Raw genomic sequence first — 22909 nt, forward strand, 5'->3', positions numbered from 1 at the left:
GGCGTCGCCACTTTCCATCTCTCTTTCGCCCATGACGATGAAAGCAACTGCCGCGGCTTCCGGGACTTCGCTTCCCGCTTCGGGCGACGCGGCACATCCGGCCGGGCCGGGGCTGATGATCGCGGCGCTGGGCGTCGTCTTCGGCGACATCGGCACCTCGCCGCTGTACGCCTTCAAGGAGACGATGAACCCCGAGCACGGCGTGCCGTTCTCGCCCGACGCGGTGCTGGGCCTGCTCTCGCTGATCTTCTGGGGCCTGATGTTCGTGGTGACGCTCAAGTACGTGGTGTTCGTGCTGCGCGCCGACCACGACGGTGAGGGCGGCATCCTGGCGCTGCAGGCGCTGGCGCGCAACGCCGTTTCCGGCCCGAAGACCCGGCCCTGGGTGTGGCGCGGGATCGGGGTCCTGGGCCTGGTGGGCGCGGCCATGTTCTACGGCGACAGCCTCATCACGCCGGCGATCTCGGTGCTGTCGGCGGTGGAGGGCCTGGAGGTGCAGGCGCCGGTGCTGCAGCGGGTGGTGATCCCGATCACGCTGGCGATCCTTGTCGGGCTGTTCATGGTGCAGAAGAAGGGCACCGGCGTGGTCGGCAGGATCTTCGGGCCGGTGATGCTGCTGTGGTTCCTGGTGCTGGGCGTGGCGGGGCTGTGGCAGGTGCTGCAGCAGCCGCAGGTGCTGGCGGCGCTCGACCCGCGCCGGGCGGTGGGCTTCCTGGTGGTGCACCGGGCGCAGTCGCTGGCCGTGCTGGGTGCGGTGTTCCTGGCGTTCACGGGCGGGGAGGCGCTGTATGCCGACATGGGGCACTTCGGCGCCAGGCCGATCCGTCTCGCGTGGCTCTTCATCGCGCTGCCGGGGCTGGTGCTCAACTACTTCGGGCAGGGCGCGCTGGTGCTGGCGAACCCGGCGGCCATCGACAACCCGTTCTTCCGGCTCTTTCCCTCGTGGGGTGTGCTGCCGATGGTGGTGCTGGCCGCCATGGCCACGGTGATCGCGTCGCAGGCGGTGATCTCGGGCGCCTTCTCGCTCACCGCGCAGGCGATGCGCATGGGCTACCTGCCGCGCATGCGCGTGGTGCAGACCTCGGGCACGGCCATCGGGCAGATCTACGTGCCCGCGGTCAACTGGTTGTTGATGGTCGGCGTGCTGCTGCTGGTGCTGGGCTTCCGCAGCTCGGGCGCGCTGTCGGCGGCGTATGGCATCGCGGTGTCGATCACGATGGTGACGACCACATTGCTGGCCGGCATCGTGGCCTGGGGCCTGTGGCGCTGGAACAAGGTGGCGGTGGTGGTCGGCGTGGCGGCCTTCGCGGCGGTCGACCTGACCTTCGTGGTGTCCAACAGCCTGAAGGTGGCCGAGGGCGGCTGGCTCACGCTGGCGGTGGCGGCCGGGGTGATGGTGCTGTTCACCACCTGGGCCAAGGGCCGGCGCCTGGGCCTGGAAGCGGCGGCGGCCGACAGCCTGCCGCTGCGCCCCTTCGTCGAGTCGCTGGCGCTGAACATGCCGCACCGGGTGAGCGGCACGGCCGTGTTCCTGAACCCCGACGCCACGGCGGTGCCGCATGCGCTGCTGCACAACCTCAAGCACAACCAGGTGCTGCACGAGCAGGTGATTGTGCTGCGCGTGCTCTCGTGCGACACGCCGCGCGTGGACGCGCGCCTGCGCATCGAGGCCGAGCAGCTGATGGACGGCATCTGGGTGGTCACCGCGCGCCACGGCTTCATGGAGCGGGCCGACGTGCCCGAGTTCATCCGCATCCTGGCCTACCAGAAGACCCTGGCCATCGACTCGATGAAGACCTCGTACTTCGTCTCCCGCGCCTCGGTGGGCGAGGAGAACCTGCCGGGCATGAACCCGGTGCGACGGGTGCTGTTCGGCTGGCTGCAGCGCAACGCGGGCCGGGCATCCGATTACTTCGAGCTTCCTGATAACCGGCTGGTTGAAATGGGGCAGAGAACCTAGCGCAGACATTGCTGTCGACATGGTCAACTGACCCGCGGGTCATTGACACTGTTTAACGTTTACCCTAGATTACTAACCGGTGGGTCATTAATGACCCGATTCCTCTCTTCTTGGGTGTCTCATGACCGCCTCCGCCGCCTCACTCCGTGCCCGCAGCGCCGCCTGGCTGCTGCTTCCCGCCATCTTTCTGGCCGGCTGTTCGCCGAAACCGCCCGCCCAGGAGCCCGTGAGGGCGGTCAAATTCGTGACCGTCGGCACCAGCGACTACGACGCCCAGCCCGAGTTCTCGGCCGAGGTGCGGGCCCGGGTCGAATCGCGCCTGGGCTTCCGGGTGGCGGGCAAGATCATCCGCCGCCAGGCCGAGCTCGGCCAGCACGTGCAGGCCGGCCAGGTCTTGGCCCAGCTCGATCCGCAGGACTACCGCCTGGCTGCCGAGGCCGCCCGCGCCCAGCAGGCCGCCGCGCTGACCAACCGCGATCTGGCAGCCGCCGACCTCAAGCGCTACACCGAACTGCGATCGCAGAACTTCATCAGCGGCGCCGAACTGGAACGCCGCGAAACCACCTGGAAGGCGGCCCAGGCGCAGCTCGAACAGGCGCAGGCGCAACTGGCCTCACAAGGCAACCAGGCCAGCTACACGACGCTGGTGGCCGACGTGGCAGGCATCATCACGGCCATCGAGGCCGAGCCGGGCCAGGTGGTGCAGGCCGGCACGCCGGTCGTGCGCATCGCCCAGGACGGCGCGCGCGACGTGGTGTTCGCGGTGCCTGAAGACCGCGCCGCGCTGATCAAGCCCGGCTCGCCGGTCGCGGTGCGCGGTTGGTCCGGCGGCGAGGTGCTGCAGGGCCAGGTGCGCGAGGTGGCGGCCAGTGCCGACGCGGTCACGCGCACCTACTCGGTCAAGGTGTCGATCGACGCCGCGACCTCGCCGGCGCTCGGCGCCACCGTCTATGCCCGGCCGCAGGCGCTGGCCCGCACCGACGTCGCGGTGATCAAGCTGCCGACCAGCGCGCTGCGCCAGGAAGGCAAGGGCTCGGCGGTCTGGGTGCTCGACAAGGACAGCATGACCGTGCGCTCGCAGCCGGTGCAGGTGGTCACGGCCGACGGCAATGAAGCGGTGATCGGATCGGGCCTGTCGACCGGAATGATGGTCGTGGCCGCGGGCGTGCACGTGCTGTCGCCGGGGCAGAAGGTCACCATCTACCAGTCGAAGGAGGCCATGGCGGCCGCCGCCAATGGCCAGCAACAGGCGCAGGCGAAGCAGCAGGCCGTCGAGGCCGTGGCCGCGACGAAGAAGGAGATCGCAACGGGTGCCGCCAAATGACGGAAGGCCCAGCGACCCCCGCAACCCCTGCGACAACCCCGGCGTCCGAGTACAAGTCGCCCGGCTTCAATCTTTCCAAATGGGCGCTGGACCACGCGCCCCTCACGCGCTACCTGATGGTGGTGCTGATGGTGCTGGGCGCGTTCGCGTACTTCCAGCTCGGCCAGGACGAAGACCCGCCGTTCACCTTCCGTGCCATGGTGGTGCGCACCTACTGGCCCGGCGCCACCGCGCAGCAGGTGGCCGAGCAGGTCACCGACAAGCTGGAGCGCACGCTGCAGGAGGCGCCGTACGCCGACAAGATCCGCAGCTATTCGAAGCCGGGTGAGTCGCAGATCATTTTCCAGATCAAGGACTCGTCGAAGGCCGCCGAGGTGGCCAACGTCTGGTACACGGTGCGCAAGAAGATCGGCGACATGCGCGGCACCTTGCCCGCGGGTGTGCAGGGGCCGTTCTTCAATGACGATTTCGGCGACGTCTACGGCGTGATCTACGCGCTGGAAAGCGAGGGCTTCAGCTACGCCGAGCTCAAGACGCTGGCCGACGACGTGCGCCAGCAGCTGCTGCGCGTGAAGGACGTGGCCAAGGTCGACCAGTTCGGCGTGCAGGACGAGAAGGTTTTCATCGAGATCTCGCAGAAGCGCCTGGCCCAGCTGGGGCTCGACTTCAACGCCGTGCTGGCGCAGCTCGGCTCGCAGAACGCGGTCGAAAGCGCCGGCACGATCCAGTCGCCGCTGGACGTGGTGCAGGTGCGCGTGGGCGGCCAGTTCACCAGCGTCGAGCAGCTGCGCGAGATGCCGATCCGCGGCAGCTCGGGCAACCAGATCAAGCTCGGCGACATCGCCGAGATCCGCCGTGGGTACGTCGATCCGCCGGCCGTGAAGGTGCACCACCAGGGCAAGGAAGTGATCGCGCTCGGTGTGTCGATGGCCAAGGGCGGCGACATCATTGCGCTGGGCAAGGCGCTCAAGGCCACCACCGCCACCATCGACCAGCGCCTGCCGGCCGGCGTGAAGCTGGCGCAGGTGCAAGACCAACCGGTGTCGGTGGCCAGCTCGGTCAACGAATTCGTGGGCGTGCTCATCGAGGCCGTGGCCATCGTGCTGGCCGTGAGCATCATCGCGCTCGGCCTGCACAAGGGCGGGCGTTTCGGCTGGTACATCGACATGCGCCCGGGGCTGGTGGTGGCGATCACCATTCCGCTGGTGCTGGCCGTGACCTTCCTGGCCATGAACTACTTCGGCATCGGGCTGCACAAGATATCGCTGGGGTCGCTGATCATCGCGCTCGGCCTCTTGGTCGACGACGCGATCATTGCGGTCGAGATGATGGTGCGGAAGATGGAAGAGGGCTACGACAAGGTCCGCGCCGCCACCTTCGCCTACGACGTCACGGCCAAGCCGATGCTCACGGGCACGCTCATCACGGCGGCGGGCTTCCTGCCGATCGGCATCGCCAAGTCGGTGACGGGCGAGTACACCTTCGCGATCTTCGCGGTGACGGTGATCGCGCTGGTGCTGTCGTGGATCGTGTCGGTGTACTTCGTGCCCTACCTGGGCACGCTGCTGCTCAAGGTGAAGCCGCACGACCCCGACGCGCCGCCGCACGAGCTGTTCGACACGCCGTTCTACAACAGCTTCCGCCGCGCCGTGAACTGGTGCGTGCAGCACCGCTGGCTGACCATCGGCGCCACCGTGCTGATCTTTGCGCTGGGCATCGTCGGCATGGGCAAGGTGCAGCAGCAGTTCTTCCCCGATTCGAGCCGGCCCGAGATCATGGTGGACATCTGGTTCCCCGAAGGCACCTCGTTCGCCGCCAACGAAGAGGTGGCCAAGCGCGTCGAGCAGCGCGTGATGAAGGAAGAGGGCGTGAAGACCGTCAGCACCTGGATCGGTTCCGGCGTGCCGCGCTTCTACCTGCCGCTGGACCAGGTGTTTCCGCAGACCAACGTGTCGCAGCTCATCGTGCTGGCCAAGGACCTGAAGGTGCGCGAAACGTTGCGCCTGCGCCTGCCCGCCTTGCTGGCCGAGGAATTCCCCGAGGTGCGCGGCCGCGTCAAGCTGCTGCCCAACGGCCCGCCGGTGCCGTACCCGGTGCAGTTCCGCGTGATCGGCACCGAGCCCGCCCAGCTGCGCGCCCGCGCCGACGAGGTGAAGGCCGTGCTGCGCGAGAGCACCAACATGCGCGGCGTGAACGACAACTGGAACGAGTCGGTCAAGGTGATCCGCCTGGAGATCGACCAGGCCAAGGCGCGTGCGCTCGGCGTGACCAGCCAGGCCATAGCCCAGGCTTCGCGCACCATGTTCAGCGGCACCACGGTCGGCCAGTACCGCGAGAACGACCTGCTGATCGACATCGTGCTGCGCCAGTCGGCCGACGAGCGCGAGGCGATTTCGGACATCGGCAACGCCTACATCCCGACGACCACGGGCCGTTCGATCCCGCTCACGCAGATCGCCCGGCCGGTGTTCACCTGGGAGCCCGGCGTGATGTGGCGCGAGAACCGCGACTACGCCATCACCGTGCAGGGCGACGTGGTGGAAGGCCTGCAGGGCGCCACCGTGACCGAGCAACTGCTGCCGAAGCTGCGCCAGCTCGAAGCTGGCTGGCATGCGGCCGGGCAGGGTGGCTACCGCATCGAGGTGGCGGGCGCCGTGGAAGAAAGCTCCAAGGGCTCGGCCTCGATCGTGGCTGGCGTGCCGATCATGCTGTTCCTGGTGTTCACGCTGCTGATGCTGCAGCTGCACAGCTTCAGCCGCTCGCTGCTGGTGTTCATCACCGGCCCGATGGGCATCGCCGGCGTGGCCGCCGCGCTGCTGCTGCTGAACCGGCCTTTCGGCTTCGTGGCGCTGCTCGGCGTGATCGCACTGATGGGCATGATCCAGCGCAACGCCGTGATCCTGATCGACCAGATCGAGCTCGACCGCGCCGCCGGCGTGCCGGCCTGGGACGCGATCGTCGAGTCGGCCGTGCGGCGCCTGCGCCCCATCGTGCTGACCGCCGCGGCGGCGGTGCTGGCGATGATCCCGCTGTCGCGCAGCGTGTTCTGGGGGCCGATGGCCGTGGCCATCATGGGAGGACTTATCGTGGCCACCGTGCTGACGCTGCTGGCGCTGCCGGCCATGTACGCCGCGGCCTTCCGCATCAAGCGGGAGCCGCAAACCGCTGCCGCCTGAAAGGCGCTTTTCACGGGCCGTTGTCGCGCGGCCCGTATCCCTTGCGCGAGAGTGGGTGAAATCCCCCAAAGGGGGAAGCCGGAAGGCCCCCATTCTTGCGTTTAAAATGCGCGGTTGACCGATTTCAGGCGGACGGTCTTGGGCCAGCGGTTTTCCGCAGCGCCGAGGCCGTCCGCCTTTGCATTCACCTGAAATTTGGCATCGCGCGGGTGGCGAAATTGGTAGACGCACCAGGTTTAGGTCCTGACGTTCGCAAGAACGTGCCGGTTCGAGTCCGGCCCCGCGCACCAGCCACACCCCTCACAAGGAAGACACCATGACCGTGAACGTTGAAACTCTCGAGAAGCTCGAACGCAAGATCACGCTGACCCTGCCGGTCGGCACCATCCAGAACGAAGTCGATTCGCGCCTCAAGAAGCTCGCGCGCACCGTCAAGATGGACGGCTTCCGTCCCGGCAAGGTGCCGATGAACGTCGTGGCCCAGCGCTACGGCTACTCGGTGCACTACGAAGTCATGAACGACAAGGTCGGCGAGGCCTTCTCGCAAGCCGCCAACGAAGCCAAGCTGCGTGTCGCCGGCCAGCCCCGCATCACCGAGAAGGAAGAGTCGCCCGAAGGCCAGCTCGCCTTCGACGCGGTCTTCGAAGTGTTCCCCGAAGTCAAGATCAACGACCTGTCGGGCGCTGAAGTCGAGAAGCTGTCGGCCGAAGTCGGCGACGAAGCCATCGACAAGACCCTGGACATCCTGCGCAAGCAGCGCCGCACCTTCGCCCAGCGCGCCCAAGACGCTGTGGCCGAAGACAACGACCGCGTGACGGTCGACTTCGAAGGCAAGATCGACGGCGAACCCTTCCAGGGCGGCAAGGCCGAAGACTTCCAGTTCGTCGTCGGCGAAGGCCAGATGCTCAAGGAATTCGAAGACGCCGTGCGCGGCATGAAGTCCGGCGACAGCCGCACCTTCCCGCTGTCGTTCCCGGCCGATTACCACGGCAAGGACGTGGCCGGCAAGCAAGCCGACTTCATGGTCACCGTGAAGAAGATCGAAGCTTCGCACCTGCCCGAAGTCAACGAGCAGCTGGCCAAGTCGCTCGGCATCGCCGAAGCCACCGTGGAAGGCCTGCGCGCCGACATCAAGCGCAACCTCGAGCGCGAAGTGAAGTTCCGCCTGCTGGCCCGCAACAAGAACGCCGTGATGGACGCCCTGGTGGCCAACGCCGAACTCGACCTGCCCAACGCCAGCGTGCAGTCGGAAGTCGCCCGCATGATCGACGGCGCCCGCGCCGAGCTCAAGCAGCGCGGCATCAAGGACGCCGACAAGGCCCCGATCCCCGAGGAAGTGTTCCGCCCGCAAGCCGAGCGCCGCGTGCGCCTGGGCCTGGTCGTGGCCGAGTTGGTGCGTGCCAACAACCTGCAGGCCAAGCCCGAGCAGATCAAGGCCCACATCGACGAGCTGGCCGCCAGCTACGAGAAGCCGCAAGACGTCGTTCGCTGGTACTTCGGCGACAACAACCGCCTGGCGGAAGTCGAAGCCGTGGTCATCGAGAACAACGTGACCGACTTCGTGCTGGGCAAGGCCAAGGTCAACGAAAAGTCGGTGTCGTTCGACGAACTGATGGCGCAGCAGCAGTAAGCTGGTTTCCGTCGCTGCATGCAGCAACGCCGATGGGGCTTGTGCTTTGCGGCACGAGCCCCATTTCACTCAGGCGTACAGTTCAATCAGAGCGAACGAATCCATTTTCCGGAGAGCAAATTCATGAGCGCACAGGAAATTCAAGGCCTCGGCATGATCCCGATGGTCGTCGAGCAGTCGGGCCGCGGCGAGCGGTCGTATGACATCTACTCGCGTCTCCTCAAGGAACGCATCATCTTCCTGGTGGGCGAGGTCAACGACCAGACCGCCAACCTCGTGGTGGCCCAGCTGCTGTTCCTCGAGAGCGAGAACCCGGACAAGGACATTTCGTTCTACATCAACTCCCCGGGCGGCAGCGTGAGCGCCGGCATGGCGATCTACGACACGATGCAGTTCATCAAGCCGTCGGTGTCGACCATGTGCCTGGGCTTCGCGGCCAGCATGGGCGCCTTCCTGCTGGCGGCCGGCGAGAAGGGCAAGCGTTTCTCGCTGCCCAACTCCAAGATCATGATCCACCAGGTGCTCGGCGGCGCACGCGGCCAGGCCACCGACATCGAGATCCATGCGCGTGACATCCTGCGCACCAAGGACCAGATGAACCGCATCCTGGCCGAACGCACCGGCCAGCCGCTGGAAAAGGTCAAGTCGGACACCGAGCGCGACTATTTCCTGACTGCCGACGAGGCCAAGGATTACGGCCTGGTCGACCAGGTCGTCGCCCAGCGCGGTTAAAGCCGCCCGGCGCCGCGGGCGCCAGAATGGCAAAAACGGCGTTTCCCACACGGGAAACGCCGTTTTTGTTTAGTTATCATTGTCCATACCCTGTCACGAGGCAAAAGTCCATGGCCGAAAAAAAAGGCACCTCCAGCGAAAAAACGCTTTATTGCTCGTTCTGCGGCAAGAGCCAGCATGAGGTCAAGAAGCTGATCGCGGGCCCTTCGGTCTTCATCTGCGACGAATGCATCGACCTGTGCAACGAGATCATCCGTGACGAGCTGCCGGCCGGTGAGGAAGCGCGCGACGCGCGCAGCGACCTGCCCACGCCGCTGGAGATCAAGACCAACCTCGACAACTACGTGATCGGCCAGGAGCCGGCCAAGCGCATGCTGTCGGTGGCGGTCTACAACCACTACAAGCGCCTGCGCCACAAGGAAAAGAACACCAAGGGCGACGAGGTCGAGCTCAGCAAGAGCAACATCCTCTTGATCGGTCCCACGGGTTCGGGCAAGACGCTCCTGGCGCAAACGCTTGCGCGCATGCTCGACGTGCCCTTCGTGATGGCCGACGCCACCACGCTGACCGAAGCCGGCTATGTGGGCGAAGACGTCGAGAACATCATCCAGAAGCTGCTGCAAAGCTGCAACTACGAGGTCGAGCGCGCCCAGCGCGGCATCGTCTACATCGACGAAATCGACAAGATCTCGCGCAAGTCCGACAACCCCTCGATCACGCGCGACGTGTCGGGCGAGGGCGTGCAGCAGGCGCTGCTCAAGCTCATCGAAGGCACCATGGCCAGCGTGCCGCCCCAGGGCGGGCGCAAGCACCCGAACCAGGACTTCCTGCAGATCGACACGACCAACATCCTGTTCATCTGCGGCGGCGCTTTTGCTGGCCTGGAGAAGGTCATCGAAAACCGCACCGAGGCCTCGGGTATCGGCTTCGGCGCCGCAGTGAAGAGCAAGGCCCAGCGCAGCATCACCGAGGTGTTCCGCGAAGTCGAGCCCGAAGACCTGATCAAGTTCGGCCTGATCCCCGAACTCGTGGGCCGCATGCCCGTGGTCGCCTCGCTGGCCGAGCTGAGCGAAGACGCGCTGGTGCAGATCCTGACCGAGCCCAAGAATGCGGTGGTGAAGCAGTTCACCAAGCTGCTGCAGATGGAAGGCGTGGACCTCGAAATCCGTCCCGCGGCGCTCAAGGCGATCGCACGCAAGGCGCTGGCCCGCAAGACCGGTGCGCGCGGCCTGCGCTCGATCCTTGAACAGTCGCTGATCGACACCATGTTCGAATTGCCGAACGCGACCAATGTCGACAAGGTGGTGGTCGAGGAATCGACCATCGACGAAAACAAGCCCCCGCTGCTCGTGTACCGCGAAACGGCGAAAAAGGCCTAAAGGACAAGGACGCTCATGTCTGGTCATACCCCATTGCCCCCCGAAGCCCTCGACCTGCCGCTGCTGCCGCTGCGTGACGTCGTGGTGTTTCCCCACATGGTGATCCCGCTCTTCGTGGGTCGCCCGAAGAGCATCAAGGCGCTCGAGCTGGCGATGGAGGCCGAGCGCCGCATCATGCTGGTGGCCCAGAAGGCCGCCGCCAAGGACGAGCCCTCGGTCGAGGACATGTTCGAGGTCGGCTGCGTCTCGACCATCCTGCAGATGCTCAAGCTGCCCGACGGCACCGTGAAGGTGCTGGTCGAAGGCCAGCAACGCGCCCGCGTGAACCGCATCGATGACGGCGAAACGCACTTCTCGGCCAACGTGACGCCCGTCGAGGCGCCCGAAGGCGGCGAGAAGGGCACCGAGGTCGAGGCGCTGCGCCGCGCGGTGATGCAGCAGTTCGACCAGTACGTCAAGCTGAACAAGAAGATCCCACCCGAGATCCTCACCTCGATCTCGAGCATCGACGACGCCGGCCGCCTGGCCGACACCATCGCCGCCCACCTGCCGCTCAAGCTGGACAACAAGCAGGCCGTGCTCGACTTGGACGACGTCAAGGCGCGCCTGGAAAACCTGTTCGGCCAGCTCGAACGCGAAGTCGACATCCTGAACGTCGACAAGAAGATCCGTGGCCGCGTGAAGCGCCAGATGGAGAAGAACCAGCGCGACTTCTACCTCAACGAGCAGGTCAAGGCCATCCAGAAGGAGCTCGGCGAAGGCGAAGAGGGCGCGGACATCGAGGAGATCGAGAAGAAGATCAAGCTCGCCAAGATGTCCAAGGAAGGCCTGAAGAAGGCCGAGGGCGAGCTCAAGAAGCTCAAGCTCATGTCGCCCATGTCGGCCGAAGCCACGGTGGTGCGCAACTACATCGACGTGCTCATCGGCCTGCCGTGGAGCAAGAAGACCAAGATCAAGCACGATCTGGCCAATGCCGAGGCCGTGCTCAATGCCGACCATTACGGCCTCGAAAAGGTCAAGGACCGCATCCTTGAATATCTTGCGGTGCAGCAGCGCGTCGACAAGGTGAAGGCACCTATCCTGTGCCTCGTGGGCCCGCCCGGTGTCGGCAAGACCTCGCTGGGGCAGTCGATCGCCAAGGCGACCGGTCGCAAGTACACCCGCATGGCGCTGGGCGGCATGCGCGACGAAGCCGAGATCCGCGGCCATCGCCGCACCTACATCGGCGCGCTGCCGGGCAAGGTGCTGCAGGGGCTGAGCAAGATCGGCACGCGCAATCCTCTGTTCCTGCTCGACGAAATCGACAAGCTGGGCACGGACTTCCGCGGCGATCCGTCGAGCGCGCTGCTCGAGGTGCTCGACCCGGAGCAGAACCACACCTTCGGCGACCACTACGTGGAAGTCGACTTCGACCTGAGCGACGTCATGTTCGTCGCCACCTCGAACTCGATGAACATCCCGCCGGCGCTGCTGGACCGCATGGAAGTCATCCGCCTCTCGGGCTACACCGAGGACGAGAAGACCAACATCGCGATCAAGTACCTGCTGCCCAAGCAGATGAAGAACAACGGCGTGAAGGACGACGAACTGGCCGTCACCGAAGCCGCCGTGCGCGACATCGTGCGCTACTACACGCGGGAAGCCGGCGTGCGTTCGCTGGAGCGCGAGCTGTCCAAGATCTGCCGCAAGGTGGTGAAGGGCCTGCTGCTCAAGCAACTGACGCCCAAGGTCACGGTCGACGGCGAGAACCTCAACGAGTTCCTCGGCGTGCGCAAGTACAGCTTCGGCCTGGCCGAGAAGCAGAACCAGGTCGGCCAGGTGGTCGGCCTTGCGTGGACCGAAGTCGGCGGCGACCTGCTGACGATCGAGGCCGTGACCATGCCCGGCAAGGGCGTGATCAGCCGCACCGGATCGCTGGGCGACGTGATGAAGGAATCGGTCGAGGCCGCACGCACCGTGGTGCGCAGCCGCTCGCGCCGCCTGGGCATCAAGGACGAGGTGTTCGAGAAGCGCGACATCCACATCCACGTGCCCGACGGCGCCACGCCCAAGGACGGCCCGAGCGCGGGTGCGGCGATGACGACGGCCTTCGTGTCGGCGCTCACGGGCATCCCGGTGCGTGCCGACGTCGCGATGACCGGCGAGATCACGCTGCGCGGCGAAGTCACCGCCATCGGTGGCCTGAAGGAAAAGCTGCTGGCCGCCCTGCGCGGCGGCATCAAGACCGTGCTGATCCCCGAAGAGAACGCCAAGGACCTGCAGGACATTCCCGAGAACGTGAAGAACGGCCTCGAGATCGTGCCGGTGAAGTGGATCGACAAGGTGCTCGAGATCGCGCTCGAGAAAATGCCCGAGCCGCTGTCCGACGAAGAGGTGGCCGCTTCGGCTGCTGCGGTGGCCGAACTGGCCAAGCAGCGCGCCGGGGCGCCGGCCGTCGAAGGCTCGGTCAAACATTGATCGATTGATTGCAGAACTTGTGAAGCCTCAAAAAACTGGTATATAATTTGAGGCTCGAAACGCGGGAATAGCTCAGTTGGTAGAGCGCAACCTTGCCAAGGTTGAGGTCGAGAGTTCGAGACTCTTTTCCCGCTCCAGTTTTGAAAAAGGGAAGCAAGCAGCTTCCCTTTTTTTCGCAGTTCGATTTCGTTATTCAGCGTGGCGCGATAGCAAAGCGGTTATGCAACGGATTGCAAATCCGTCTAGCCCGGTTCGACTCCGGGTCGCGCCTCCACCCTCTCGTCAAGACCGATCGGCTCCGATACACAAGCCCCGCCAACCGACGTTGCCGGGGCTTGTTTCATTTGGGTTATCGTCGATGTTCAACCCGAGGCCCGGATGGTGAAATTGGTAGACACATCGGACTTAAAATCCGCCGCTTCCTTAATCGGGGCATACGGGTTCGACCCCCGTTCCGGGTACCACCATATTTACAAGGGAGTATTTGATGCCTCGCTACAACGCTCCATTTGAGATCCATGTGCATGGCGATGTGCCGCTGCGCTCGGACGTGAGCTTCGAGCAAATCCAGGAGGCGCTGCGGCCGCTCTGGAAATACGCAGGCGCCAAATCGCTGGCCGACGGTGCCACCAGCACCTACGAAGAAGAACCTGGCATCCGCTTCGAGCAGAAGGACCACACGCTGCAGATCTGCTGGACCGTGCCGGGCGACGAAGACTTCCGCCAGGCGCTCGACGAGATGTGCATGGGCCTGAACGAACTCTCCGAACGCGGCGCCGCGATCGAGGTCACCTTCTACGACACCGATTTCGACGAAGAAGAGGGCGACCCCGACGAAGAATCGCGCGACGACTTCCTGATGCTGTTCGTGGGTCCCAACCCGGCCGCGATCATGCAGGTGCAGCGCGACCTGCTGGTCGAAGACGTGGTCAACCTCATGGAACGCCACTTCGACGGCGCCGAGCTGGGCGGCGTGGTCGCCGAGATTGACCGCCTCTTCAGCGACCGTTTCGACGCGCTCGTGAACTCGCTCGAAATCGGCAAGCGTCCGCGCGGTGCCGGTGGGGCCGGCGGCGGCAGCGGTGGTGGCCACGGCGGTGGCCGTCGTCCGCGCCACCTGCACTGATCCTTCACCCCGCCCGGTCCCAAGGCCGCATGGCCCTGTTTCCAGCTTCCGCGTTGCGCCCCGGCGTGCGCAAGCGCGAGGTGTTCGGCTGGGCGATGTACGACTTCGCGAACTCGGGCTACACCACGGTCGTGATCACGGCGGTGTTCGCCGCCTACTTCGTCGGCGGCATCGCCAAGGGCGCGCCCTGGGCCACCTTCGCGTGGACCGCAGCCCTCAGCACCTCGTACGCCATCGTGATGCTCACGATGCCCGCCATCGGCGCCTGGGCCGACCTGCGCGCCGCCAAGAAGCGCGTGCTGGTCATGACGACCACGGGCTGCGTGCTCGCCACGGCGGCTCTGGCGCTCACGCCGGGCTTCGCGGGCGGCCCGATGGGCGTTGCGCTCGCGATGGCGCTGGTGATCGTCTCCAACGCGTTCTATTCCTACGGCGAGTCGCTGACGGGCGCCTTCCTGCCCGAGCTGGCGACGGCCGAGGGCATGGGCAAGGTGAGCGGCTGGGGCTGGGCCTTCGGCTATGTCGGCGGCATGCTGGCGCTGGGGCTGTGCCTGGCGTACGTGCTGTGGTCGCAGGCCCATGGGTTGCCGGCGGCGCACTTCGTCCCGGTCACGATGCTGATCACAGCAGCAATCTACGGCGTGGCCGCCTGCGTGACCTTCGCGCTGCTGCCCGAACGCGCCGTGCCGCAGGCCAGTCGAGGCGAGGACAGCGCCTGGCGGCAGTTGCGCGCCACCTTCCAACAGGCCCGCGCCTACCGCGACTTCATGTGGCTGCTGGTCTGCACCGTCTGCTACCAGGGTGGTGTGGCGGTCGCGATCACGCTGGCGGCGATCTACGCCGAGCAGGTGATCGGCTTCGTCGCGAGCGAGACGATGGTGCTGATCTTCGTGCTCAACGTCGCGGCCGCGCTCGGCGCCTTTGCCTTCGGCTACGTGCAGGACCGCATCGGCCACAAGGTGTCGCTGGCCGCCACGCTGCTCGCGTGGATTGCGGTGTGCGTGATCGCCGCATGGGTCACGACCAAGGGCGGCTTCTGGTGGGCCGCCGCGATTGCGGGGCTGGCGATGGGCTCGAGCCAGTCGGCCGGGCGCGCGATGACGGGCTACCTCGCGCCGCCGCAGCAGCTGGCCGAATTCTTCGGCCTCTGGACCTTCGCCACGCGCCTGGCCAGCATCATCGGCCCGCTGAGCTTCGGTGCGATCACCTGGGCCACCGGCGGCAACCAGCGCATCGCGATCCTCTCGACGGCCGTGCTGTTCATCGGCGGGCTGTTGCTGCTGCTGCCGATCGACATGCAACGCGGCCGCAAGGCCGCGCTGCAGGTGCGCTGATCAACGACGCTCAGGGCAGCTTGTCGCCGAACAGGCTGTCGCGCGTGAGCGGGTAGCCCGCTTCCGGCGCATAGCGCTGGACCCAGTTCGCCGGGTTCTTCACACGCGCCGCGAAGGCCGCCAGGTCCGAGCGGTCGAGCGAGCCGATGTAGATCGAGTTGGTCTGGTTGAGCGGATCGACCGTGAAGCTGAACGCCGTGCCGGCCGTCGTGAGTGCATCGGGAATGCTGCCTGCCTTGCCGCCGAGCGTGATGCTCGCGAGGTAGTTGCCGACCGAGGTGATCTCTCCAGCCTTGCCTTCGCCCAATCCCTTGATGGTGCCGCCCGCGATGGCGTAGATGGTTTCCGATTTGCCGATGCCGCCCGGCGAGCCGAGCGTGAAGCCCTTGTCCGCGATCGGACTGCCCACGACATCCGTCTGAATGGTCACGATGGTGCCGGCTGGCAGGTTCTGGTTCGCGGTCCAGAAGTAGGCCGTTTCCTTGGTGTTGCCGGTGAATTCGGCCGTGCCGTCGCCGCGGTCGCGATCTGTGAACAGCACCTGTGTCCCACCGTTCACCGCCTTCAGCAGCACGAAGGCATAGGCGTCGGGCGCCTCGGCATTGGCGGCCATGAAGAGCAGGTCGCCGGCTGCCAACGGCGTGGGCGCGCCGGCCGTCGTGAAGCCCAGCGTCGCCGTGTCGTTGGTGCCCGCGAAGGCGTTGCCGGCGGCGTCGGTGATGGCGTCGGCATCGACCGTGACGTAGTAACCGGCGTTCATCGCGAGCTTGGCCGTGGGCACCAGCGTCAGCACGTTGAACGCCACCTGCACGCGGGCAGCGGGGCTGTTGGCGTGGAAGGTCTCGACCACCGCACCGTCGGCCGCATGCAGCACGATGCGCCCGGACCCGAGACGCACCGCCTCGTTGAACGACAGGATGATCGAGGTGTCGAGGTTGACGCCCACGCGGCCGGCCGGCGGCGACGCCTTCTGCAGCTTCGGCGCGGCCGTGTCGACCCACGGCGCGCCCAGGCGCACGACGAAGCCGTCGAACTTCTGCTCGGCGGCGGACAGGTCCTTCGAGGCCGTCTTGCCGTCCCACTTGGTGTCGCCGTTGTCCAGCAGCAGCTGCACCTGCGTGCCGGCCTTCACCGGGCCCGGCACCTCGACGACCGATTCGAAACTGCCGCCCGTGGCCTTGCGCAGCGCGTCGAGGTCGTTCGAGAGTTCGACGGGCGCGCTGTTCGGGTTGCCGTCCCAGGCGAACAGGGCGAAGTTGCGGTCCACCTCCGGCATGGCCGCGCCCGCGGGCCCGGCGACGATTAGGTAGTTGCCGTCGGTGCCCTTGTCGATCGAGCGGATGCCGCGGCCGCCCAGCTCCAGTTCGATAGGCGCGCCGAAGACGGCTTGCGTGGCGGTGCCGGCCATCAGCGCGGCATGGTTCTGCAGCGGCACGATCAGCGCCTTGGCGCGCACTGAGGCGCCGGTCTGCGGCGCGCGAAAGCCCAGCCACAGGGCGGTGTCGCCCGGCGCACTGGTCATGCCTTCGATCGAGAAGCCATCGACGCGCTCCGGTACGATGCCGGCAGCGGCCGACACGGCAAAGCCGAAGTGGTTGGCGCCGAGCCCGTGGGCGTTGCCCGTGTCCCAGGCGATGAGCTGCGCTTCGAGCAGCGAAAACTGGCCCACGTAGTCGAAGGTGGTGGCCGCGCCGGTGCCGCCGACTTTCACCGCGAAGAGGTGCGAGCGGTCGGCCGCCGCGTCGCCGCCGTCCTTCTTGTTGCTGTTGGAGCCGGTGAAGTACAGCGTGTCGCCGATGCGCGTGCCGGCTTCGAGGTCGAGCTCCTTGGCGAGCTTGGGACCTTCGAGCTTGTAGCTCCACTCCTTCACCGCCGCGCCGCCGGCGCGCGGGTACACGCGCAGCACGTTCGATTCGTCGTCCGCCACCAGCATGAAATCGCCGGGCAGGGCGAGGGCGGTCGATGCGTCGGACGAGCCTTCGGTGGTGCCTGCGTTGGGCGTGAACTGCGCCTTCGACACGAGCTGGTCGGGCTCGGGCTGCACCACAGCGGGCGGCGTGGTCGGCGGATTGGCGGCGGGCGGGAAGAACCCGCTGAAGCCGCCGCCGTCACTGCCGCCGCCGCAGGCAGCGAGCAGGATCGACAGAGCGCCGGCGAGCAGCATGGGGCGGAAGGGAATGCGGGACGGGAGAGAAAGCGAACTCATGGTGCGTGGCCGTTCTTTGGAACAAACCGCGCATGCTGTTGCTTTCGTATGACGGGTCCGTGAATGACCCGCCGGATTTCAAGTGCGCCTCAGGGCGTCTGCTGCAGCGACTTCGGCACCTTGAAGCGCTCGCCGTCATAGCGCAGTGTCACGGTGCTGAACTTCGCGGGCAGCGCTTTCTCGACGCAACCCTGGTCTTCCTGTTCCTGCGCGCGGCTTTGCACCAGCGTGCGCGACAGCTGCAGGTCGGCCAAGCCGTTGCTCGTGGTGCGCGCGACCGACAGCATGGTGCGCAGCTTCTCGAAGTGGCCGGTGCAGGTGGCGTCCCAGCCGCCGTTGTCGTGATCGAGCTCGACCTCCTGCAGCACCTGCTGCAGCTTGTTGCCGCGCTGCACGTACAGGCGCACGGTCTCGCTGGCCTGCGGGCCCGAGGTCGGGCTGTTGCCGCGGTAGCGCACGCGCAGGCCGAAGGCGCGCGTGTCGGGCGACAGCACGTAGCGCGAGGTGTCGACGCGGATTTCCTGGATCGAGGTGGTGGCGTCTTCGTCGAGCGCTTCGGGCAGGAAGATCCGCCCGATCACCGTGTCGCGGTCGGTGTTGCCGTTGTCGGGCCGCTGGATCAGCAGCAGCGCGAGGTCGAAGACCTTGGCGCCCTTGTCCGTGGTCTCGCGCGGCATCGGCAGCACGACGATGCTGCGGCCGGGGAACGCCGGCCAGACCTTGCAGGCGGCAAGCCGTTCATCGAGCGGCTGCTTGGGATAGAGCTTGGCATGCATGCGCTCGGCCAGCCCGCTTTCGCAGGCGGCGTGGCCCAGGCCGGCGGCCGAGGCCAGGCCCAGCAGGAGCAGTGCATGACGCAGGAAGAAGAGGGCGTGCATTGCCAATCGTGAGGTCAGGCGGCGTTTGCCGCAGGCACTGGGGCGCCTGGCGTGCGTGTGGGGAGCCAACGCGCGGCGGCGGCTTTGAGCACCGCCAGGACGCCGCTGCTCTCAAGCACCAGCCCGCCTTCGCTGCCATCGTCGGCCAGTCGACCGAGCGACGTCAGCACGCGCCGCGTCTGCTGCGCGACCGGCGCGCCGGTGTCGATGAAGCGCAGCGTCGACGGTGCGTGGCGCTGCAGTTCGTCTTTCACGAGCGGGTAGTGCGTGCAGCCGAGCACCACGGTGTCGACTTCGCCTGGCCCGTCGCCGAAGGGCCCGGCCTCCGCCATGTAGCGAGCGCACAGCGCGGCGATGGTGGCGCTGTCGAAGCCTTCGATGGCCTTCACGAGGCCGTCGCAGGGCACGGGCCGCACGGTCGTCGCGCCTGCAAAGGAGTCGCGCAGGGCCGCGTACCGGGCGCTGGCCAGCGTGCCGCGCGTGGCCAGCACCGCGATGTGGCCGGTGCGGCTCGTCGCCACGGCGGGCTTGAGCGCCGGTTCCAGGCCCACGATGGGCAACGCGGGAAATTCGGCGCGCAGCACGTGGATCGCCGCCGTGGTGGCCGTGTTGCAGGCCACCACCAGCGCCTTGATGTCGTGCGCGCGCAGCAGGTGTTCGACCACCTGGCGCGAGTGCGCGATGACGTAGGCGTCGCCGCGCTCGCCATACGGCGCATTCGCGGTGTCGGCGAAGTAGATGAAACGCTCCGTCGGCAGCTCGGCCTGCAGCACGGCGAGCGTGCTCAGCCCCCCGACGCCGCTGTCGAACACGCCGACCGGGTTCAAGCGACTTCCAGCGGAATGGTCTTGAACTCGCCGCTGGCGATGCGCTTTTGCCACTCGGCCGGGCCGGTGATGTGCGCGCTGGTGCCGCCGGCATCGACCGCCACCGTCACGGGCATGTCGACCACGTCGAATTCGTAGATGGCTTCCATGCCCAGGTCCGCAAAGCCCACGACCTTGGCGGTCTTGATGGCCTTGCTCACGAGGTAAGCGGCGCCGCCCACGGCCATGAGGTAGGCGCTCTTGTGCTTCTTGATCGCCTCGATGGCGACCGGGCCGCGCTCGGCCTTGCCGATCATGGCGATCAGGCCCGTTTCGGCCAGCATCATCTCGGTGAAGCCATCCATGCGCGTGGCGGTGGTCGGGCCGGCGGGGCCCACGGCCTCGTTGCCGACCGGATCGACCGGGCCGACGTAGTAGATGACGCGGTTCTTGAAGTCGACCGGCAGCTTCTCGCCCTTGGCCAGCATGCCCTGGATGCGCTTGTGCGCGGCGTCGCGGCCGGTGAGCATCTTGCCGTTCAGCAGCAGCGTGTCGCCGGGCTTCCAGCTCGCCACTTCGGCGGGCGTGAGCTGGTCGAGGTTGACGCGCTTGCTCTTCTTTTCGTCGGGAGCCCAGTTCACGTCGGGCCACAGGTCGAGCGACGGCGGATCGAGGTAGACCGGGCCGCTGCCGTCCATCACGAAGTGCGCGTGGCGCGTGGCCGCGCAGTTGGGGATCATCGCCACGGGCTTGCTGGCCGCGTGCGTGGGGTACATCTGGATCTTGACGTCGAGCACGGTGGCCAGGCCGCCCAGGCCCTGCGCGCCGATGCCCAGGGCGTTGACCTTTTCGAACAGCTCCAGGCGCAGCGCCTCGACCTTGCTGAGTTCGGCGCCCGAGGCGGCCTTGGCCTGCAGCTCGTGCATGTCCAGGTCGTCCATCAGGCTTTCCTTGGCCATCAATGCGGCCTTCTCGGCCGTGCCGCCGATGCCGATGCCCAGCATGCCGGGCGGGCACCAGCCGGCGCCCATGGTCGGCACGGTCTTGAGCACCCAGTCGACCACGCTGTCGCCGGGGTTCAGCATGACCAGCTTGCTCTTGTTCTCGCTGCCGCCGCCCTTGGCGGCCACCGTCACTTCGACGGTGTTGCCCGGCACGATCTCGGTGAAGATCACCGCGGGCGTGTTGTCCTTGGTGTTCTTGCGATCGAACTGCGGGTCGCCCACGACCGAGGCGCGCAGCGTGTTGTCGGGGTGGTTGTAGCCGCGGCGCACGCCTTCGTTGATGGCGTCGTCCAGCGAACCGGTGAAGCCGCCCCAGCGCACGTCCATGCCCACCTTGAGGAACACGTTGACGATGCCGGTGTCCTGGCAGATCGGGCGGTGGCCCGTGGCGCTCATCTTGCTGTTGGTCAGGATCTGCGCAATGGCGTCCTTGGCGGCGGGGCTCTGCTCGCGCTCGTAGGCCTTGGCCAGGTGGGCAATGTAGTCCGCGGGGTGGTAGTAGCTGATGTACTGGAGCGCGGCGCTGATCGATTCGATCAGGTCGGCCTGCTGGATCGTGGTCGTCATGGTGGGGAGTCTTCTTGGAGGGGGAACGCCCTCGATTATCTCAGCCACCAATACCGCAGGCCGGCGCCGGGCGAAAGGGCGCCGGCGCGGGTGTGAGTCGGTGTTACCGGGCCGCGGCGCGCGCCTGCGCAATCCAGCCGTCGAAGGTCGCCTGGTGCACCCGAATCCACCCGTCGGTGTGGCGCGTCACATCCTGCATGCTGTTCGCGCCTTCGCTCATGCGCAGGTTCTGCGCGTTGATGTCGCTGATCGGCAGCTTCATCACCTCGAACAGGCGGCCGGCGGCGGGGTTCTTCTCGATGAAGGCCCGGTTGGCGACGATGCGCTGCTCGTTGGCCAGGAAGCCGTAGTTGCGGCCATTGGGCAGCCGGGTGTCGACCTGCGCGCCGGCCTGCGCGGGGGAGAAGGGCACCTGCAGCCAGACCACGTCGGCGCCCGGGCGCAGCACGGCGCTGACCCAGTAGGGCGTCCAGGTGTAGTAGAGGATCGGCTTGTCCTGCTTGAAGCGCGCGATGGTGTCGGCCATGAGCGCCGCGTAGCTGCCCTGCTTGTGGGTCACGCTGTCGCGCAGCTGGTAGGCGTTCAGGTGGTTTTCGATGGCCAGTTCGCAGCCCCAGCCGGGGTTGCAGCCGGTGAGGTCGGCCTTGCCGTCGCCGTCGGCATCGAACAGCTTGGCAATCGCCGGGTCTTTCAGCTGCGCGATGCTCGTGATGTTGTATTGCTCGGCGGTCTTGCGGTCGATCAGGTAGCCCTGCACCGCGCCGTCGGAGTACGTGCCCTGGCGCCACAGCTTGGCGTCGCCGCCGCTGTTCTTGTAGAAGTCGGCGTGCAGCAGGCTCCAGTGGTTGGCCATGAAGGTGGCGTCGCCATTGGCAATGGCCAGGTGCTCGGTGGCGGGCTCCAGGTCTTTCATCGGCTCGACCTTGTAGCCGAGCTTCTCGAGCGCGCGCATCACCAGCAGCGTCTGGAAGGCTTCCTCGGCGAGCGAGCTTTTCAGCGGCTGCACGGTGACGCCCTGGCCGGGCAGGTCGTTGGCGGCCTGTGCGGTCGCACCGAAGGCGATAAGGCCCAGCGCCAGGAGGCCGCGGGCAAGGAAGAGGCGGGTGGTCTTCATGCGTGGTTGTCCTCCGTGACGGTCAGTGCGCTTGCGCGGAAAGGGCGGGCACGGCGTCGTCGGCGTGCGAGCCGCGCGAGGGCGTGCCCACGAGGCGCTGCAGCAGGCGCAGCGCGAAGCCGGCCGGGCCGGTGTGCCACCAGCGGTGGCCGGCGCTGCGGCGCGACTTGCCCATGGCCTGCGTCAGGCGGTCCAGCGTGATCGCCAGCAGCACGATGCCCAGGCCGCCGACGGTGGCCAGGCCCATGTCGAGCCGGCCGATGCCGCGCAGCACCATCTGGCCGAGGCCGCCCACGGCGATCATCGAGGCGATCACCACCATCGACAGCGACAGCATCAGCGCCTGGTTGATGCCCGCCATGATCGAGGGCATGGCCAGCGGCAGCTTCACCTTCACGAGCATCTGCCAGGGCGAGGCGCCGTAGGCGCGCGCGGCCTCGATGAGGTCGGGGCGCACCTGGCGCAGGCCGAGGTTGGTCAGGCGCACCAGCGGGGCGAGCGCGAAGACGATGGTCACGATCACGCCCGGCACGTTGCCGATGCCGAACAGCATCACCACCGGCACGAGGTACACGAAGGCCGGCGTGGTCTGCATGGCGTCGAGCACCGGGCGCATCACGCGCTGGGCCCGGTCGTTGCTGGCCAGCAGCACGCCCAGCGGCAGGCCGATGACCATGCAGAACACCAGTGACGTCAGCACCAAAGACAGCGTGACCATGGCCTCGGGCCAGATGCCCAGCATGGTCACGAGCATCAGCGACACGACGGTGCCGACGGCCAGCGCGCGGCCGGCGAACTGCCAGGCGAGCAGGCCGATGAGCGCGATCATCGGCAGCGCGGGCAGGGCGGTGAGCAGGCCCTGCACCGAGTTGAGCGTGCTGTCGATGGGCAGGCGCACGGTTTGGAAGAAGGGGCGGAAGTGCTCCACCACCCAGCCCAGGCCCTGGTTGATCCAGGCCTCGACGGGCAGCGAGCCGTCCCACAGGCGGTGCAGCGCGAAGCCGTTGGTGGCGGTGTCGGCCTGCCCCGCGAGGGCGTGCGCGGTGTTCGCCGGCGCGTCGAGCCAGGCGCTGGCGGTCGAGGTGTCAGGTGCGGCCGAGATGGCTTCCCACGGGTCGAGGGCAACAGGGGGCGCGGCGGGCGTGTCGAGGACGGGGGTGTCCAGCAGGGGCGCGTTCAGGTCGGAAGGCAATGTGGTGTCGTTCATCGTTCAAGG

General features: G+C 66.9%; 15 protein-coding genes and 4 tRNA genes. 13 read left to right on the top strand and 6 right to left on the bottom strand.

Annotated features, from left to right (window positions below):
• Positions 1–37: 37 nt before the first annotated feature.
• The 13 genes from AC07SQ_RS24710 to AC07SQ_RS24770 all read left to right on the top strand — a co-directional run bounded on the left by AC07SQ_RS24710 (position 38) and on the right by AC07SQ_RS24770 (position 15118).
• Positions 38–1960: a potassium transporter Kup gene (locus AC07SQ_RS24710; protein WP_495271456.1), complete on the top strand. Its 1923-nt coding sequence runs from the start codon at positions 38–40 to the stop codon at positions 1958–1960.
• Positions 1961–2081: 121 nt separating this feature from the next.
• The gene (locus AC07SQ_RS24715) at positions 2082–3284 is read left to right on the top strand and encodes an efflux RND transporter periplasmic adaptor subunit (protein ID WP_139703705.1); all 1203 of its coding nucleotides are present in this window, start codon (positions 2082–2084) and stop codon (positions 3282–3284) included.
• Complete coding sequence (locus AC07SQ_RS24720; protein ID WP_174543667.1) at positions 3281–6460, top strand: efflux RND transporter permease subunit; 3180 nt, start codon at positions 3281–3283, stop codon at positions 6458–6460. Before AC07SQ_RS24715 ends, AC07SQ_RS24720 begins: the two co-directional genes overlap by 4 nt.
• A gap of 203 nt (positions 6461–6663) precedes the next feature.
• Positions 6664–6750 (top strand) — tRNA-Leu (locus tag AC07SQ_RS24725).
• 26 nt (positions 6751–6776) lie between these two features.
• Positions 6777–8090 carry a trigger factor gene (tig, locus tag AC07SQ_RS24730; RefSeq protein WP_495271455.1) on the top strand — a complete coding sequence of 438 codons (1314 nt, stop codon included), beginning with the start codon at positions 6777–6779 and terminating at the stop codon, positions 8088–8090.
• A 123-nt stretch (positions 8091–8213) separates the two neighbouring features.
• Positions 8214–8822 carry an ATP-dependent Clp endopeptidase proteolytic subunit ClpP gene (clpP, locus tag AC07SQ_RS24735; RefSeq protein WP_095745077.1) on the top strand — a complete coding sequence of 203 codons (609 nt, stop codon included), beginning with the start codon at positions 8214–8216 and terminating at the stop codon, positions 8820–8822.
• A 110-nt stretch (positions 8823–8932) separates the two neighbouring features.
• Positions 8933–10201 carry an ATP-dependent Clp protease ATP-binding subunit ClpX gene (clpX, locus tag AC07SQ_RS24740; protein ID WP_062475840.1) on the top strand — a complete coding sequence of 423 codons (1269 nt, stop codon included), beginning with the start codon at positions 8933–8935 and terminating at the stop codon, positions 10199–10201.
• Between the two features lie 15 nt (positions 10202–10216).
• Positions 10217–12658, top strand: coding sequence for an endopeptidase La (gene lon, locus AC07SQ_RS24745; protein ID WP_070060466.1), 2442 nt, complete (start codon positions 10217–10219; stop codon positions 12656–12658).
• A 61-nt stretch (positions 12659–12719) separates the two neighbouring features.
• Positions 12720–12795: transfer RNA gene (locus AC07SQ_RS24750), tRNA-Gly, on the top strand.
• Positions 12796–12858: 63 nt separating this feature from the next.
• Positions 12859–12932 (top strand) — tRNA-Cys (locus AC07SQ_RS24755).
• A gap of 98 nt (positions 12933–13030) precedes the next feature.
• A tRNA-Leu gene (locus AC07SQ_RS24760) sits at positions 13031–13122 on the top strand.
• Between the two features lie 23 nt (positions 13123–13145).
• A complete protein-coding gene (locus tag AC07SQ_RS24765) occupies positions 13146–13784 on the top strand; it encodes a DUF6806 family protein (RefSeq protein WP_095745079.1) in 639 nt (212 codons plus the stop codon).
• Between the two features lie 29 nt (positions 13785–13813).
• Positions 13814–15118, top strand: coding sequence for an MFS transporter (locus AC07SQ_RS24770; protein ID WP_495271454.1), 1305 nt, complete (start codon positions 13814–13816; stop codon positions 15116–15118).
• Positions 15119–15128: 10 nt separating this feature from the next.
• Here the strand turns inward: AC07SQ_RS24770 and AC07SQ_RS24775 are convergent, their stop codons facing one another.
• From AC07SQ_RS24775 to proW, 6 genes are all read right to left on the bottom strand, one after another.
• Complete coding sequence (locus tag AC07SQ_RS24775) at positions 15129–17324, bottom strand: Ig-like domain-containing domain (RefSeq protein WP_495271453.1); 2196 nt, start codon at positions 17322–17324, stop codon at positions 15129–15131.
• Positions 17325–17413: 89 nt separating this feature from the next.
• Positions 17414–18202, bottom strand: coding sequence for a PA3715 family protein (locus tag AC07SQ_RS24780; RefSeq protein WP_495271452.1), 789 nt, complete (start codon positions 18200–18202; stop codon positions 17414–17416).
• Between the two features lie 14 nt (positions 18203–18216).
• Positions 18217–19029 carry a glutamate racemase gene (murI, locus tag AC07SQ_RS24785; RefSeq protein WP_495271451.1) on the bottom strand — a complete coding sequence of 271 codons (813 nt, stop codon included), beginning with the start codon at positions 19027–19029 and terminating at the stop codon, positions 18217–18219.
• Positions 19026–20579 (bottom strand): fumarate hydratase, encoded by a 1554-nt coding sequence (locus AC07SQ_RS24790; protein ID WP_495271450.1) that lies wholly within the window; start codon positions 20577–20579, stop codon positions 19026–19028. Before AC07SQ_RS24790 ends, murI begins: the two co-directional genes overlap by 4 nt.
• A 103-nt stretch (positions 20580–20682) precedes the next feature.
• Complete coding sequence (proX, locus tag AC07SQ_RS24795) at positions 20683–21693, bottom strand: glycine betaine/L-proline ABC transporter substrate-binding protein ProX (RefSeq protein ID WP_495271449.1); 1011 nt, start codon at positions 21691–21693, stop codon at positions 20683–20685.
• Positions 21694–21715: 22 nt separating this feature from the next.
• The gene (gene proW / locus AC07SQ_RS24800) at positions 21716–22900 is read right to left on the bottom strand and encodes a glycine betaine/L-proline ABC transporter permease ProW (protein WP_495271448.1); all 1185 of its coding nucleotides are present in this window, start codon (positions 22898–22900) and stop codon (positions 21716–21718) included.
• Positions 22901–22909 lie beyond the last annotated feature (9 nt).

It is taken from the genome of Variovorax sp. GW821-FHT06D12 (assembly GCF_059419205.1).